This window comes from Gimesia alba, from assembly GCF_007744675.1.
Classification (GTDB): domain Bacteria; phylum Planctomycetota; class Planctomycetia; order Planctomycetales; family Planctomycetaceae; genus Gimesia; species Gimesia alba.
The window spans coordinates 3100220-3115591 of sequence record NZ_CP036269.1 but is presented as its reverse complement, the minus strand read 5'-3'; the positions used below and the strand labels follow the sequence as shown (position 1 = coordinate 3115591).

General features: G+C 49.3%; 14 protein-coding genes and 1 tRNA gene. 8 read left to right on the top strand and 7 right to left on the bottom strand.

The window, feature by feature from the left end:
* Positions 1-80: 80 nt before the first annotated feature.
* A complete protein-coding gene (locus Pan241w_RS11675) occupies positions 81-1079 on the bottom strand; it encodes a DHH family phosphoesterase (protein WP_145215466.1) in 999 nt (332 codons plus the stop codon).
* A gap of 72 nt (positions 1080-1151) precedes the next feature.
* Positions 1152-2087: a bifunctional riboflavin kinase/FAD synthetase gene (locus Pan241w_RS11670; RefSeq protein WP_232107424.1), complete on the bottom strand. Its 936-nt coding sequence runs from the start codon at positions 2085-2087 to the stop codon at positions 1152-1154.
* Positions 2088-2368: 281 nt separating this feature from the next.
* Between Pan241w_RS11670 and Pan241w_RS11665 the strand changes: the two genes are divergently transcribed.
* From Pan241w_RS11665 to Pan241w_RS11640, 6 genes are all read left to right on the top strand, one after another.
* Positions 2369-3865, top strand: a complete 1497-nt coding sequence (locus tag Pan241w_RS11665) for a Gfo/Idh/MocA family oxidoreductase (protein ID WP_145215463.1) — start codon at positions 2369-2371, stop codon at positions 3863-3865.
* A gap of 117 nt (positions 3866-3982) precedes the next feature.
* Positions 3983-4978 (top strand): DUF6807 family protein, encoded by a 996-nt coding sequence (locus Pan241w_RS11660; RefSeq protein ID WP_145215460.1) that lies wholly within the window; start codon positions 3983-3985, stop codon positions 4976-4978.
* A gap of 8 nt (positions 4979-4986) precedes the next feature.
* On the top strand, positions 4987-5370 hold the full coding sequence (locus Pan241w_RS11655; protein ID WP_145215457.1) for a CoA-binding protein: 384 nt from the start codon (positions 4987-4989) through the stop codon (positions 5368-5370).
* Between the two features lie 111 nt (positions 5371-5481).
* Positions 5482-6006, top strand: coding sequence for a UvrB/UvrC motif-containing protein (locus tag Pan241w_RS11650; RefSeq protein WP_145215454.1), 525 nt, complete (start codon positions 5482-5484; stop codon positions 6004-6006).
* 137 nt (positions 6007-6143) lie between these two features.
* A tRNA-Leu gene (locus Pan241w_RS11645) sits at positions 6144-6225 on the top strand.
* A gap of 228 nt (positions 6226-6453) precedes the next feature.
* On the top strand, positions 6454-7641 hold the full coding sequence (locus Pan241w_RS11640) for an SEL1-like repeat protein (protein ID WP_145215450.1): 1188 nt from the start codon (positions 6454-6456) through the stop codon (positions 7639-7641).
* A gap of 69 nt (positions 7642-7710) precedes the next feature.
* Here the strand turns inward: Pan241w_RS11640 and Pan241w_RS11635 are convergent, their stop codons facing one another.
* Positions 7711-9762: a PEP/pyruvate-binding domain-containing protein gene (locus tag Pan241w_RS11635; protein ID WP_145215448.1), complete on the bottom strand. Its 2052-nt coding sequence runs from the start codon at positions 9760-9762 to the stop codon at positions 7711-7713.
* Between the two features lie 258 nt (positions 9763-10020).
* On the opposite strand from Pan241w_RS11635, the gene Pan241w_RS11630 reads away from it, so the two are divergent.
* Both Pan241w_RS11630 and Pan241w_RS11625 read left to right on the top strand, forming a co-directional pair.
* Entirely contained in the window at positions 10021-11013 is a 993-nt protein-coding gene (locus tag Pan241w_RS11630; RefSeq protein WP_145215445.1) for a hypothetical protein, read from the top strand.
* A gap of 48 nt (positions 11014-11061) precedes the next feature.
* Complete coding sequence (locus tag Pan241w_RS11625; RefSeq protein ID WP_145215442.1) at positions 11062-11913, top strand: 5'-nucleotidase, lipoprotein e(P4) family; 852 nt, start codon at positions 11062-11064, stop codon at positions 11911-11913.
* 59 nt (positions 11914-11972) lie between these two features.
* On the opposite strand, the gene Pan241w_RS11620 is transcribed toward Pan241w_RS11625, so the two are convergent.
* The 4 genes from Pan241w_RS11620 to Pan241w_RS11605 all read right to left on the bottom strand — a co-directional run bounded on the left by Pan241w_RS11620 (position 11973) and on the right by Pan241w_RS11605 (position 15213).
* Positions 11973-13064 carry an acyltransferase family protein gene (locus tag Pan241w_RS11620; protein ID WP_145215439.1) on the bottom strand — a complete coding sequence of 364 codons (1092 nt, stop codon included), beginning with the start codon at positions 13062-13064 and terminating at the stop codon, positions 11973-11975.
* 101 nt (positions 13065-13165) lie between these two features.
* Positions 13166-13687, bottom strand: coding sequence for a zinc ribbon domain-containing protein (locus Pan241w_RS11615; RefSeq protein ID WP_145215436.1), 522 nt, complete (start codon positions 13685-13687; stop codon positions 13166-13168).
* 219 nt (positions 13688-13906) lie between these two features.
* A complete protein-coding gene (locus tag Pan241w_RS11610; RefSeq protein WP_145215433.1) occupies positions 13907-14401 on the bottom strand; it encodes a hypothetical protein in 495 nt (164 codons plus the stop codon).
* Positions 14401-15213: a hypothetical protein gene (locus Pan241w_RS11605; protein ID WP_145215430.1), complete on the bottom strand. Its 813-nt coding sequence runs from the start codon at positions 15211-15213 to the stop codon at positions 14401-14403. The genes Pan241w_RS11610 and Pan241w_RS11605 overlap by 1 nt, the downstream gene beginning before the upstream one ends.
* Between the last annotated feature and the right edge of the window lie 159 nt (positions 15214-15372).

Sequence of the window (15372 nt, the reverse complement as noted above, 5' to 3'; positions counted from 1 at the left end):
TATTTATGCTATATCAGCCACTGAGCAAGAGCAATCAAATCGCTATCGGGATCACCAAGAAATTTGAGAAATCCAGTTTGTTATTTCTCAAGTACATCAAACAGATCTCGGAATTTGCCGAGAACTTTGGTGACGGCTGAAGAAAGAGGACCGTTTAACATCGCCCCCGATGCCTGCCGATGACCGCCACCTCCGAATGATTCTGCGATTTTGGAAATATCCCATGCAGAACGACTGCGAAAACTGATTTTGACCTGTCGGCTGCGCTGTTCGACGGCGATAAACGCCGCCTGAGTCCCCGCCAGCGTCAGACAATAGTTGACGAGGCCTTCCGTATCTACGGGTGTGGTTCCCGTGGCACTGAAGTCTTCACAACTGACAACCGTATAAGCCAGCTGTCCGTCGAAGTCCGTCTGTACTTTGCCCAGTACGCGGCCCATCAATTTTAACTGAGGCAGACTGTTCTGTTCGTACAACAACTCATAAATTTGATGCGGTTCTGCTCCTGCTGTAATCAACTCGCTAATGATCTGCATCGTGTAACTGGTTGTGGAGGGAAATCGAAACCAGCCGGTATCAGTGGCGATGGCAGCATAAAGTAAGGTTGCGATATCCGGTGTCACCGTGCAATTGAGAGCTTTGCCTAGATCATACACCAGACAACCCGCCGCCGGAGAAGTAATGTCTTTAAATTCTTCTGCTCCCAGAGAATCTGAACTGACGTGATGATCAATCACCACTTTCTTCGAATCTGTTTTTCGGTAAAAATTTGCCAGTCCGGGCAACTGCGACCAGGCACTCGTATCAAGAATGATGTGCACTTCGGCCCATTCAAAGTCTTCCGTGGTCACACCATCGCCTACATAGCGAACTTCGTGCTCCTGAACCAGAAAGTCCAGGCTTTTTGGATGCACTGACGGGTTGATCACGCGGACTTCTTTACCCAGCTCTTTCAAAAAGCCGGCCAGCGCCAGCTCAGAACCCAGAGCATCGGCATCAGGCCGCACATGGCAAGAAAGGAGAAACTTCTGATGTGCCTCGATGATTTCACAAAGGGGAGTCCAGTTGATACTGCTCATTCATGTTTCCTACGCTGCGTGTTCCTGCCAATTCCAGTAACTGGTTCCACTTTGTCATTGAGACATCTTAGGTTATTCTGGGGTGGCATTCCATTGCTTGAGCTGCTTTTTTGCTGAATCAACGTCAATCGCCAACTGAGTTTTGAGTGCTTCGGCATCAGAAAACACCTGGGTACCGCGTAAGCGTTCGATCAAATCGACCTGCAATGTTTGATCATAGATTTCATCAGAGAAGCCGATCAAATACACTTCCACCTTCGTTTCCGAATTTTGAAATGTGGGATTCGCACCAATATGAATCGCCGCTGAGTAGCGCTGACCTCCCACAGTCCCAAATCCACAATACACACCATCTGCTGGTAAGAGTGTTGTGACGCCACTCAAATTGGCCGTCGGAAAACCTAACTTTCTTCCCCGCTCGGCACCATGTTCCACAGTTCCTTTGATCTGATAAGGCCGCCCCAGCATCTTTTCCGCCAAAGCTACGTCTCCTGCTTGAATTGCTTTGCGGACTTCCGAGGAAGAGATCATCTGAGTATCACACATGCTCGGTTCGACCACTTTGAAAGACATCCCAGCATGCTCACACAGAGTCTGTAACAGCTTGACATCACCCGCACGGTCTTTGCCGAAATAAAAGTTGGGACCTTCCACCAGTCCTTTCGCCTGCAACTGATCACATAAAACCTGTTGAAAGAACTCTTGGGCACTCAACTTCAGTAACGCCCGATTAGTCGGGTAGGCAATCACACAATCAACACCCAGGCTCTCCAGGATGGCGGCACGCTCTTCAATGCCCATTAATTCCGGGGGGGCGTGCTCGGGGCGGAGGAGCTGAATCGGATGTGGATCAAACGTGAACACAATCGCGGGCAGATCCTCACACCGGGCCTGGTGAACCAATGTCTGAATCATCCGTTGATGCCCGCGATGCACGCCATCAAAGTTACCGATGGAAACGACGCCTCCCTTGCAGGCGTTGAATCCTTCTAATTCACGTATTAACACCACTTAACCCAACAATTTATTGCCTTTATTTAGAAAATCTTCATGCCCGGTACTTATATCAGGCTGTATCAATTGAATCGGCAACAATTCAGAAAATGTAGAGTGATAAGTACCATCTGGCCCTCAATATTGCTACTATTAGGCGTAAGGAGAGTGTATCCCTCTCCTTCCCCCGCTGCACCAGAGGGTGCTCACCATAAAGTATTGAACACTTTGGTATCGCCGTCCCTTGATGCCATCCAGTAACAGACTCACTTTATTAAATAACTGGAGATAACGAAATGGATCAAAGCCCCATCAATCGAAGAGATTTCCTGAAAACATCAGGAACGACAGCTGTTGCTGCCAGTACCATCGCCGGCCTGGCAACCGCACCTGCACTGGGAGCCGGAAATAGTAACGAAGCCATTCGCATTGGATTTATTGGACCGGGTGGACGTGGGTTTGGTGCTCACGTCAAAAAATTGGTTCAATTGAAGAAAGATGGGATGAATATCGAGTTGGTCGCCGTATCAGACGTCTATTCAGAACACCGCGACCGAACCGCCAATTACATTAAAAAAGAGCTGGGTAACGATGTCGCCAAATATGTCGACTACCGGGACATGCTCGAAAAAGAAAAACTGGATGCCGTCGCCATCGGAACTCCCGACCACTGGCACGCCAAGCAGACCATCGACGCGATGAATGCCGGCCTGAACGTCTATTGTGAAAAACCAATGACGAAAAAAGTCGAAGAAGCACTGGCCGTCGTCGATACCTGGAAAAAGACCGGCAAGATCATGCAGGTCGGCGTGCAGTCCACCAGTCTGCCTGTCTGGGACGATGTCCGGGCACGACTGCAAGACGGGCAACTGGGTAAAGTGATTCAGTTCCAGACCGAATACTTCCGCAACTCATCAATGGGACAGTGGCGGTATTATGCTCTGAAAAAAGAAATGAATCCCAAAAACATCGACTGGAACCTCTGGTTGGGTACCAAAGAAGGCCTGGCGGAATTCCAGCCGTTCGACCGCGCTGTTTATGCACAGTGGCGTCGTTTCTGGCCATTCGGTTCGGGCATGTATACCGACCTGTTCGTTCACAGAACTACCGCCATGTTAAAAGCAACCGGACTGCGTTATCCCGGGCGTGTTGTTGGTGCAGGGGGGCTTTATCTGGAATATGATGGCCGCGATGTTCCCGATGTCGCCACCGTTGCCGCGGACTTCAATGAAGGTGTTCAGGGGCTGATCAACGCTACCATGTGTAACCAGGAAACCCGCATCAAGCAAATTATTCGCGGGCACAATGGTTCGTTTGTCTTCGGTAACGGCGAAGGCTTCGACGGATACGATTTTGTCCCCGAACGCCCTCAAGTAACGCGAGACAGTTCTTTGAAACAGCAGCGAATCGATGTCGCTCAAATCAAAGACACCACGTACGCTCACTTCAAAAACTGGGTCGAAGCAATGCAGGCCAACGATCAGAGCAAGTGTAACAACCCGCCTGATCTGGGTGCTGCTGCCATCGCCGTTGTGAACATGGGCTCCAACAGCTATCGCAACGGTAAGGTTTACCACTTCGATACAGATACGCAGGAAATCACCGATGGTGACGGAAGCTGGGCCAAGAAATGGGAAGCCATGTCCAAAGCACGGCAGAAACCCAAGCACATCCCCGGCTGGAAAGCAGGCGACAAAGGCAGTCTTCTGGAAGAACCCGCCTACATGTCTCTGGCTGGTCCCTGGATCGACGGAAAACCTCCTAAGAACGATCCAAATTCCAACGCCGGTTAATCAGACGGTTTGACAACTCCATTCCCGCGTTCCTCCCTGGAACGCGGGAATTTTTTCACGTATCATTTAGATTCACAAACCAGATTCTTTTTCACTTTTAGTTCCACGGATCTCACCATGAAACGTTTTTCTGCATTCTCAATCACCCTCTCAGCAATGATGACGCTGCTCACATTCATCTCAGCAGCGAACGCAGAGGAGAAACCTGGTTTCACCTGGAAAGATCAGCCCGAGAAAAAAGTCGCCGATCTCTATTTCAATGGCACCCCGGTTCTGCAGTACGTTTACCCGTACGATGATTCTTCCGCAGAAAGCTTTCACGACACATACAAAGTCTTCCACCACGTCTATGGGCCAGCCAGTAAAGCCATCATCACCAAAGGCCCCGGCGGAAAATACACGCATCACCGCGGACTGTATGTCGGCTGGAACAAAACGAAATTTGATGGCAAACAGCTCGACTTCTGGCACTGCAAAAACGGAGCGCACCTGAGACATGCCAAAATGATCGAGATGAAAGGTGGTCCCGAGACCGGCACTATGACGTCTGAAATTCACTGGAATGATGCAGAGGGCAAACCGGTCATCGTGGAAACCCGCACTGTCACCGTCACTCCAATCAAAGTCCCGAACTCGAAAATTCACGCCTGGCAGATCGACTGGCAAACCAAGCTCGAAAGCAAACGGGGTGAAATCATTCTCGACGGCGACCGCCAGCACGCTGGGTTCCAGTTTCGCGCAGCCCAACCCGTCGCAGAAGCCAACAACGCAAAGTACGTCCGCCCGGAAGGATTCCCCCAACAACCCGCGCCGTTTCAGGTCTCGGACAAAACCGATCCCAACGGCCACATCAATCTGGGCTGGTTCGAAATGTCGTACGGCATTGATGGCAAACATTACAATGTCGAATACATGGAAGATCCCGGCGTTCCCAAACCATCGCGTTATTCCGAACGTCCCTACGGCCGTTTCGGTGCTTTCTTTGATACCAAGTTTGATGAAAGCAAGCCACTGGAAATGAAATACCGGGTGATTGTCAGTGAAGGGAAGACTCCCACGCAGGCAGAGATCCAAAAACGCTATGATGAATTTGCCGCTTCTCTGAAGAAATAGGATTTCACATGGGCAAACCAACCGTTGCCATTATTGGAGCCAGTGCGGACCGACAGAAATACGGAAACAAATCGGTCCGCGCTCATCTAAAACAGGGTTATGATGTTTACCCCGTTCATCCTACCGAATCGAGTATCGAAGGCCTCACCGCCTACCCCAGCCTGGAAGAAGTTCCGTCAAAACAACTCGATCGGATCAGCGTGTATGTTCCCCCCGAAGTCGGGATTCAGCTGCTGGAACAGATTCGCAACCGCGGGGCAAACGAAGTCTGGTTCAATCCCGGCAGCGAAAGCCCGGACTTACTCGCCCGTGCCAAAGAACTCGGGCTGAACGTCATTCAAGCGTGCAGTATCATCGCGATCGGCGAATCACCGTCGGATCATCCGGAATAAACCGGAATCGCGATTGAGCCGCTTTACCGGTTCGTATAGAATAAATTCAGACGTGATTCATTTGCGTTGGTGAATTTCCTCATTTGTCCGGTATCTGATAAAGTCTCGACCATGAAAAAATGTAAAGTCTGTAATAAACCGGCCGTCTACCACCTGACCGAAATTCAGAGCGGACAGGCACAGGCGCTGCATTTCTGCGAAGATCATTTCCAGGAATACATCAGCGGCCAGGCCCCGCAGGACGAATGGGAACCGCAAGACGAAGCCACGCTCATCGAGCTCAACTCGCAGGATCTGGAACTCGACGAAGAACTGGAGTGCCCGAATTGTGGCATCACCTTCCAGGAATTTCGCAGTGAAGGGCGGCTCGGCTGTCCGCACGACTACATTGCCTTCCGGGAACCGCTGATTCAGCTCCTGGAAAATATTCATGGCGAATGTGTCCATATCGGCAAATTCCCCAAGCGAGCACCGACGTCGAGCCAGCAACAGTACGACCTGATCAAACTCCGCCGCGAGCTGACGGCTGCCATCGCAGAAGAAAATTACGAAACAGCCGCCTCACTCCGCGATCAGATTTCCAAACTGGAAGAGGAAGAGCAAAATAGTTCCGAATCAGAAACGGCAGAAGAATAACGATTCCGGATCTCAGAATTCCCGGCATAAAACCGGAAAAATCGACCAAAACCCTCTGAAAGTCAAACTTTTTCCTCCTGATCGATTTGTATCAGCCTCCGGAAATCGTTAGTATTCCTGCAGAATCAAAATTCCCCGGGGATGTGGTGGAATTGGCAGACACGCTAGATTTAGGATCTAGTGCCGCAAGGCGTGCAGGTTCAAGTCCTGTCATCCCCATTTTGTTAACAGAAAAACGACTTACAGTAATCACTGTGAGTCGTTTTTTTTGTTCTAGCCGATGCTGGTTGTGCCCCCAAAAAGCGGAAATCAACTTCCTCAAGCGATCAAATTTGACAGCCAAATCAACGGGTTCTACCAACAAAAACAAAATTTGAACCTTACCTTAGAAGTATGTATATTTGTTTTCCGTAATTTCATCATGATACTTTTTCTGGAAAATGAGCCATGACACAAAAACAGAAGTTCGAGGTGAAACAGAGTCAATTTGGTTCTCATTCTCCGTCTACTAGATTAGCTCAATATATGTGCCAAGGAATGATTAACACTTTTGCTGGGTGGCTCTCATTTGTTGTTTTATGTTTGATATTACTTAGCGGATGTCAGGATGATCAAGGAGCCTCCTCACAACCTAAGTCTGTTTCCAGCTCAATTAAATCTGAAAATGTGAAACAGGAGGAAAGACAGGAGTTTGAACGGTGTCTTAAAGCTGCTGAATCAGGGGATGTCGAAGAACAAATAAATATAGCAGCAATGTATTATAGAGGAGAAGGTGTCGAGCAAGACCACATTCAAGCGGCGAAGTGGTTTCGGAAAGCTGCTGAACAGGATGATTCCGATGCACAAAATCAAATAGGAAGCTTGTATTATGAAGGGAAAGGTGTCGAGCGAGACCTCGCTCAGGCAATGAATTGGTTTCGGAATGCTGCGGAACAGGAAAATGCTGAAGCACAATTTAATTTAGGAACCATGTATTATAATGGAGAAGGTACTAAACAAGATCACGCTCAAGCTGCGAAATGGTTTCAGAAAGCTGCTGAGCAAGGATTTGTCGATGCACAATTTCTGCTGGGCACCATGTATGCTAATGGGGAGGGCGTGAAGCAAGACCACATTCAGGCAATCAAGTGGTATCGAAAAGCTGCAGAACAAGGAGATGCAGATTCACAACACAATTTAGGACACTCGTACGCCACAGGAAAGGGGGTTGAGCAAGACTACGAAAAAGCGATCAAGTGGTATCGAAAAGCTGCTGAACAAGGGGATATAGATTCACAATATAATTTAGGAGAATTATACGCCTCAGGAAAGGATGTTAAGCAAGACTACGCGAAAGCGATCAAGTGGTATCGTAAAGCCATTGAACAGGGAGATGCCGGAGCACAACATAATTTAGGAATCATGTATTACAAAGGCGAAGGTGTAAAGCAGGACCACAAACAAGCATTCGAATTATTTCGAAAATCTGCTGAGCAAGGGATTCCCAATGCACAATTTATAGTAGGCGCCATGTATTATAATGGAATTGCTATCAAGCGTGATCAAAATCAAGGCATAAAGCTAATCCGTAAAGCTGCCAGACAAGGACATCAAACAGCAATTCAAACCTTAACGGATTTGGGAGCGAATCCGTAGCCAAAATTTAACTTCGAACGATTTTAATCTCATCCCTGAAACGATGAAACCTTCATCACTCTCATCTGCTCACTCGCAATTCTCCAAAATCCGTACGACCTGGGCGTAGGTGTCGACTTCAATCAAATCGCCGGTTTGAATACGGGTGGTGGCTTCGCGGGTGCCTATGAGCGTTGGTTTCTTTAATTCTCGGGCCAGAATCGCCGCGTGGCAACCGATCCCCCCGTCATCGGTGACAATCGCACCACACCGATTCAATAACGGCAGCAATGCCGGGTTGGACTGAATTGAAACCAGCACTTCACTCTCATCAATCGTCTGATCCTTCGCATCCAGAGTGAGCACGACCCGCGCCCGTCCTCGAAAGATGCCAGGCCAGGCAGCCTGGCCGGTGAGCTCGTTGGAGTTGTTTGTTCGCGCGAGCTGACGCTGCTTTGCCAGGCGGGTTAATAAGTAACCGGTTTGCGAGACCAGATGAAAATTCTCTTCTCCCCCGATCATTTGAAAGATATACCGGTCACCGGCTTCAACCGCCTGCAGGCGAGACTCCAGCAGTTCCCGAGTGACGGTACCCGCTTTCAACTCGCTCCACAAAACCAGATCACAGGCACGATCGGGATCTGCAAAACCGAGCTGTTCTGCTGTCTGTGCCGCCAAAGGCTCCAAGATATTTCGTTCGATCACCGGATACAGAGAATGCGAGCGAATCTGTTCCGCCAGCGCCCTGACTTCAGGATCATCAACCTCGTGCGCTTCAATATAAATCAGAACCCAGGCCGGAAAGACTGTTGTGTGCTGCGCGACATCGGCAAAGAAGTCTTCGAGTTCCTCTAAGTTTTGAAACCCGTCCAGCCCCCGTTCAAGGATGGGCGGTGCCTGTGCATAAATCCCCAATCCATATCGTAAAATCCTAATAAGTTCATCCCGATTATTTTGAAACAGATCACCGATCCGATCGAGAAAAGCGTCTGCAGACTCCTGAGAATAAAACAGATTCATCATCCCTGTTTCATCCTGGACCAGCAACGCTTCATTCAGATGTCCTCCGAGCGTATTATCGGCGTGCTTTGCATCCAACCAGTAAGGTAGGATGGAGGCAGCCAACAAGAAAAACGGGCGACGAACCGTGAATTGCCATTCCTGACTTTCATCAATCAGCGTCTGGTTATATTCCTCCGCCAGTGTCGTGATCGGGCGCGCCTGCAATACCTGAAACTGCCCCTCCTCGATCGCCCATTCGGTATCAATCGGATGGCCATAATGATCGTGCAGCCGCGTCAACAGACTGGCAAATTCGGTCACTTGCTGCGTGCTGATTTTTGGCTGCGAGCCACGCCCGTCAAGTTTTTGCCACGCCGGTTTCGTATCGCCTTCTCCCATCCAGAGCGCTTCTTTCTGTTCGCCAATCATCGACTCGAGAATCTGGTTGGTGCCACGCTCCACCACAAATTGATCGGGAACAATTCGCCCGGAGACAATCGCTTCACCCAACCCGAGACAGGCCTCAATCAGCTGAATCTCAGGTTCCTGAGTTACGGGATGCACGGAAAAGCCGATGCCGGAAATGTCACTGGCCACCATTTGCTGCACCACAACCGCGACAGAAATCTCCCCTGCTGCAAAGCCGTGCGTCGCCCCGTAAGAGAGTGCCGACTCGCTGAACAGGGAAAGCCAGCAATCCCGGATTTTTTCCAAAATCGCATCCGGCCTCACGTCCAGAAATGTTTCCAGTTGTCCTGCCCAGGCACTCGTAGCACTATCTTCGCAGGTAGCACTCGATCGCACTGAAACCCGAGTGACGTTTAATTCTTCTGTAGCCGCGTCAACGGAGTCGCTGATTTCGTCTGGTATCGCGACACCTTCAAAACAGGAGCGTATCTGCTGATGTGCCTGAGATAAATCAATCTGCCCCGCATTCAATGCCTGGATCGATTCGATGACTGCCTGTTTCAGATTTCCCGATGCCAAATACTTCTGGAAAGCGGAACTCGTTACAACAAAGCCCGGCGGGACCGGTGCCTGGGCTCGCATCAGCTCTCCCAGTGAAGCCCCTTTTCCGCCCGCTTCTGCAACGAACGAAGAATCCAGTTCTGAGAGTGAATAAATGAGTCGATTTGCCATCGTGACTTCTTCCCGTTGTACTTATGAAACCTGTTTCTGCAAAGCGGCCCGATTTATTTATCGGCATTAAACACGATCCGCCTGTTCATATGCAACCTGTGAAACGGAATTCAGAAAAGATCCTCAAAAACCAGCGGTCCTCAGAGTGGTCTGTACATCAAAGCGGTTTCCACGTATGGTTCTCCTCAAATCGGCGTTGTTGCATGCGAAAACGGCTCCGCACCTTGTTGAATCTTCAATCTCCAACGGACTGGAAATATGAGATATCTGTTGCTGTTACTCCCTTTACTGTTATTTGAGGGAGATGCCAGCACTTTTGAATATCGTACCCCAAACTTTGTGGTGTTCTGTCATGATGCGTCTTTCTCCGTTCAAGTCGGGGAAGCAGCCGAACACTATCGAGAGAAACACGCCAGGGAATGGCTGGGGAAATCGATCCCCAACTGGTATTCGCCATGCCCGATCCGCGTCAGCCTGATCAACGAAGCAGGAGCAGGGGCAACCACATTTTCTTTTGACCAGGGCGAAGTCTTTGGCTGGGATATGCAAATTCAGGGCACTCCCCAGAGCCTGATGGAAAGCGTAATTCCGCACGAAGTTCTGCACACCGTTTTCGCTTCACACTTCAGACGGCCACTGCCACGCTGGGCCGATGAAGGCGCCGCCACTTATGAAGAGGACGAATCTGAAAAGCAGTTTCACAGACAATTAGCAGAGCAGGTCGTCGGCACAGAACAGCAGATCCCCATCCGAAAATTGCTTGTGATGCATCATTATCCCGATAATATGGGCGGGATCGCAGTCCTGTATGCACAGGGATTTTACCTGGCTGAATTTCTAATTAACCGCAAAGGGAAACAGGAGTTTGTCAAATTCCTCGATACCGCGTACCGGACAGACTGGGACCGGGCCTTCGAAAAACACTATGGTTTCAAATCTCAGGAAGACGCTTACACAGCCGCCTGGCGGGAACATTCCCAGCCCGAACAGCAGGTAGCCAGCCGCTATGAAATCAAAATGTTTACCGGCCCCAACTGCCAACGATGTGAAGAAGACCAGCGTAAAGTTTTACCTCTTCTAAAAGCCAAAGGGCTCGTTGTGGAAATTCTGGACTATGATCGGAACCTTGATCTGGCCAGAAAAGAAAATGTCATCGGCTTACCAACTTATATCATTTACGAAAACGGGAAACGGATTGCCAAATTGCGCGAGAGTCGCTCGATTTCTTCTCTGTTAAAGCGACGCCACTAAACCTCGCTTCGGAGAGTGAATCCAAACTCCCGTTTCACAGGTGCCCCCATGCCAAAATACCTTTTCCTCTTGTTCCTGCTCAGTTGGACGACGCTCAGCGCACACGCACAAGAACCAGCGTCCCCCACCATTGTCGCTCCCCAAACCGATCAGGGGCTCGATGGCACACTCTGGATGCAAACTTCCGTCGAGCACGATTTCGCCTGCGTTCAGGCATATCGACTGGCGACAGCACAGGCCACGCAGGCACTAAATGATCCTTGCTGGACCGCAGCGACCGAACAACAGACAGGCTATGCCCAACTCCCTCCCGCAGTCATTCTGGATCTGGATGAAACTGTTTTGAACAATGCCCCCTTCATGGGCCAATTGGTGAAACAGGATACCAGCTGGAACGAAACTTTGTGGGAACAGTGGGTCCGCTCCAAAAAATCAACCGCGGTTCCCGGTGTGAAACCTTTCCTGCAGAAGTTAGTTTCGCAAGGCATCGCCGTCTACTTCATCACCAACCGGCATTTCAAACTGGAAACGCCGACCGTCGAAAACCTGTCCCGCGTACTCGACATGCCCATCACCAAATCGCAGGTCCTCTTCCAGCAGGAAAAACCAGACTGGACCTGGAATAAAACATCCCGCCGTGCCGAGGTTGCCCGCAGTCACCGCATCCTGCTTCTGCTCGGCGATGACTATAACGACTTCGTCTACCAGGGAAAACTGACACCCCTGGAACGAGTCACGCAGGGAAAACGCTATCAGCAATACTGGGGCGAACGTTGGATTATTTTGCCAAACCCCGTATACGGCGACTGGGAAAAGGCGCTCTATCATTACGACAGTGCGCTTCCCACCGCGAAAAAAATCCAGTTGAAATTCGACGCGCTCAAGACAGAGAATGATTAACCAGACATACTGCAGTCTGGCGACAACACCGAATGTAGTTCGATGTCTCTCATACTTGATTACAGACTGGCAGGCTGCTTAACGGGAGTGCCTGTTTCCGCCTGTGTCGTGGCTCCCACATAATGACTGCTTCTGAGCAGAAATCGTTTTTCCACCAGATTCCACATCAGGATTGCGCCGACCAGCGTGAGACTGACTGCAGACAACAGAAAGAACCAGGGACGCTCTATAAACCAGCCCGTATTCAATAAAAGCTGAATCAGTGGAAAGTGGAGAATATAAACGCCGTACGAAAAATCGCCATACTTCCCGAAGTTCCCCGCGTACAGAAACAGTCCGAAAAACAGAACCAGCGTCGCCAGCGCAAACGGCTGCAAGAGGGGCAGGGGAAACAGAAAATTGACAGACAGCACCCCAGCCGCGATCGCAACAAAGTATCCCACCCGGCGTTCAAAGAACGGCAGATAATAAAACAGAATCGCCCCTGCTATAAAATACGACAATTGTCCCGGCAATTGTCGCGCCAGCCGTTCATAAAAACCGCCCCCCGTGTGTGCCGCTACGATCGTCATCAACTCGGCATACGCGACCGACAGACAATAAATGAGAAGTAGCACAGGAAGTCGGCGAAACCGTCTTAAACAATAGACGAGTATTGGCACCACAGCATAAAACATCACCTCAATCTTGAGCGTCCATAACGCTCCATTGACGGCTGCCAACCGGTTGCTTTCAAACACACCAGGCAAACTGGGTTGCAGAAAATTCAGAAACGAGAGATTCGCAGCCAGATACTTAAGCCACGCCAGTGAAAAATATTCCTGAAGCGGCCGCTGACTCACCAGCACCAGTCCCAGCGCGCACAAGATGACGACCGTGAAATAAGCAGGATAAATCCGACGTAGACGTTTACTGGTATAAGAGGTGAGAGAAGAAGACCGCTCATAACTCATCACGATCAGAAAACCGCTCACCACAAAAAATGCCTGGACCGCGACTTGTGCAGACAAGACTCCACTCAATGACTGCAAAGCTGCAAAGCCCGAGAGTTCAGCCGCATGCACCAGACAAACCGCCATCGCCAACAACAATCGCAAAAGATCGAAGTTATTCTCTTTCAAACGAGGATGATCGAGAGGCAGCAAATCCATTTCCTGACCCGTTTTTGAACGTCAAAATCAAATAATCAACGCCCAAACTGTCGCGAACGAACAGGATTCTGTCAAGATGGGTTGTGCTGACTGAAAGCGAATCACCGTTTTTGTTGAGAAACTCGGAATTTCTCCAACAGATCAGACTCCTGTTTGATGAAGCGCTCTTTCGAGTAGGGAGTTTTGACCCGTGGGTTATTTGAAAAAGTCACTGAAACGACTTTCACGCGACGGGTTTTCCATTCCGGTTCAAGCTGGCTTTTGAGCTCTTCCGGCATCGATTTGCCATGCTCTTGAAAGAATCGCGTGAACAGTTCTCTATCTTTGACACTGATACTCAGCCGGGGTGGATGTCGATATGTTGGCGTTTCTGGTTTCTTACCCCAGGAGGTCAACCCAGCTCCCACCAGTCCAATGATCACATTCAACGCCACCATCGTCACCAGCGAACCCGATTTGCTGTCCACTTCTTCCAGCGGAGCCGACTCGCGCGAAGAGACCTCGTTCTGCTGGAAACTGTGATCACAAAACAGACATTCCTCAGCATCCAATTCCAGATCAGCCCGACATCCCGGGCATTTCTTATAAATCAACCGTTGTTCGTGATCATGATACTCCTTCATTTGCGATCCCCCCTAGGTTAATTATCTATTGAATTGATTACACGATTCAACAGGCCCGCAGAATCTCTGCCTATTTTAAATGATCTAAATTCAACTGGCAAATTATTTTTGTCGAAGAAACAAATAATATTTTTGAGACAGGTTTACAGAAAAAGACACGATGACATTAATTGGAGTTCACGCCTGAATGAACACAACTTCTATCAAAACATAGAACGACTAATCTGAATCTGTGCCATCAGGCTCTGAGATGGACTTAGGGAGTTTTAAGTCAACTTGACCACCATGTTGGATCTGAATCTGGTCGATAATATCCTGTAGCTTTTTCATTGCTTCTTCGGGAGTATGATTTTGCAACATCGTCGCCAGTTGTGGATCATCCGAATCAGATTCGGGGAGTTTGATTTCTGACTTTATCTGATTCGCTTCGGCTCTTAACTTGACTGCCTCGGCCATCTTCAACTCATAATCCGCTTTGGCCTGGATCAACTTGACCTCGTTTTCGATTTCTTCTTTCCTGACTCTGGCTTCTGTAAATCGTCTCGCAAGATCAAGTGGTTTCATTCCCAAAAACAATCGAACTTGATTGAGGAACCTCTGATATCGGGAAGGAGGGTCATTTTTTTCAATCGGTGCAAGATCGGTTCTTTGAATAACCAACTGCTCCTCTTCCTGTTGAATGACCGGATCATCTTCAAAGGGAGTCATACTCATCAGATCACCTCCCCGGCCAAAGAACGACGTTCTTCTTTAACAATCTCTAACCCAGACCCACCATGTGCGCGATACAAGGAGTCCAGTGCAATATATAAATCGGTAATCAATTCCGGTGGAGCACTCCCCGGATCGAGGTAAACGGAAAACGGCTCAGTTTCACTCACCGCCTCTTCATTTGCTGTCGCCTGTCCCCAGACCTTGATGGTTTTATCATAATATTCTTTGGTTTTCAGATACCATTCTGGCGGCGCACCGTGCCAGAAGTCTCCCAGTGGACCTGACTCAGAAGCATCCGTCACGTCCATTCCGAGTTTTGTTAAACTCTCGAAATCTTTGTATATCGCGGCAATTGTCTCGTTCGCTACGAGACGACTAAAATGGCTGGCCGTATGAAGCCCTCTTGCTTTATGCCTGGCATACTTGACCGCCTCAACACTCAACTCAGCAGCGTTCAGAGCTTCCTCAACAGCATAATTGGCATCAGCAGTTCGAGCAGCTCGGGTTGCTGCCACTGCAGAAAGAATCGCATCTTTTAAAGCGTCTGGCAGATCTGGTGTAGTAAGTGCATTTTCAGCAACAACAAGAACAGTAGAGACAGCATCAGCCGATGCCGAAACAAGCAAAGACCGGAACTGACGATCGAGTTCTACGACTGCTTGCTGGTAAGAAGCGGAATAGGTGAAAGAACCATTAGATAAAACAAGTAAAGGCTGCGCCCGTAAGGCGCAACGTATCGCGTACTGAACAACAGAACGACCGGGAAGCTTCAGTAACATTTCTTTACCAGGTAGCCTGTGATTCTCACTCATTTCGATCCCCCGTAAGTACAATGCAACGCCACTGACTCTGGACTCTCTTACAGAACATAGCGAGAATTACATGTTACCAGTTGTATATAAGCCGTCAACCTTTTTCATATTTCAACAGAATTCAACACGGAGTGAACAGTAATTCTTCGTTGATACAAA

Bases quoted from the DNA above. Each gene is read 5' to 3' on its own strand.
- Pan241w_RS11665 (WP_145215463.1), top strand. From the start codon at position 2,369: ATGGATCAAAGCCCCATCAATCGAAGAGATTTCCTGAAAACATCAGGA.
- Pan241w_RS11660 (WP_145215460.1), top strand. From the start codon at position 3,983: ATGAAACGTTTTTCTGCATTCTCAATCACCCTCTCAGCAATGATGACG.
- Pan241w_RS11625 (WP_145215442.1), top strand. From the start codon at position 11,062: ATGCCAAAATACCTTTTCCTCTTGTTCCTGCTCAGTTGGACGACGCTC.
- Pan241w_RS11605 (WP_145215430.1), bottom strand. From the start codon at position 15,213: ATGAGTGAGAATCACAGGCTACCTGGTAAAGAAATGTTACTGAAGCTT.
- Pan241w_RS11620 (WP_145215439.1), bottom strand. From the start codon at position 13,064: ATGGATTTGCTGCCTCTCGATCATCCTCGTTTGAAAGAGAATAACTTC.
- Pan241w_RS11640 (WP_145215450.1), top strand. From the start codon at position 6,454: ATGACACAAAAACAGAAGTTCGAGGTGAAACAGAGTCAATTTGGTTCT.
- Pan241w_RS11610 (WP_145215433.1), bottom strand. From the start codon at position 14,401: ATGAGTATGACTCCCTTTGAAGATGATCCGGTCATTCAACAGGAAGAG.
- Pan241w_RS11655 (WP_145215457.1), top strand. From the start codon at position 4,987: ATGGGCAAACCAACCGTTGCCATTATTGGAGCCAGTGCGGACCGACAG.
- Pan241w_RS11650 (WP_145215454.1), top strand. From the start codon at position 5,482: ATGAAAAAATGTAAAGTCTGTAATAAACCGGCCGTCTACCACCTGACC.
- Pan241w_RS11635 (WP_145215448.1), bottom strand. From the start codon at position 9,762: ATGGCAAATCGACTCATTTATTCACTCTCAGAACTGGATTCTTCGTTC.
- Pan241w_RS11675 (WP_145215466.1), bottom strand. From the start codon at position 1,079: ATGAGCAGTATCAACTGGACTCCCCTTTGTGAAATCATCGAGGCACAT.
- Pan241w_RS11630 (WP_145215445.1), top strand. From the start codon at position 10,021: ATGAGATATCTGTTGCTGTTACTCCCTTTACTGTTATTTGAGGGAGAT.
- Pan241w_RS11615 (WP_145215436.1), bottom strand. From the start codon at position 13,687: ATGAAGGAGTATCATGATCACGAACAACGGTTGATTTATAAGAAATGC.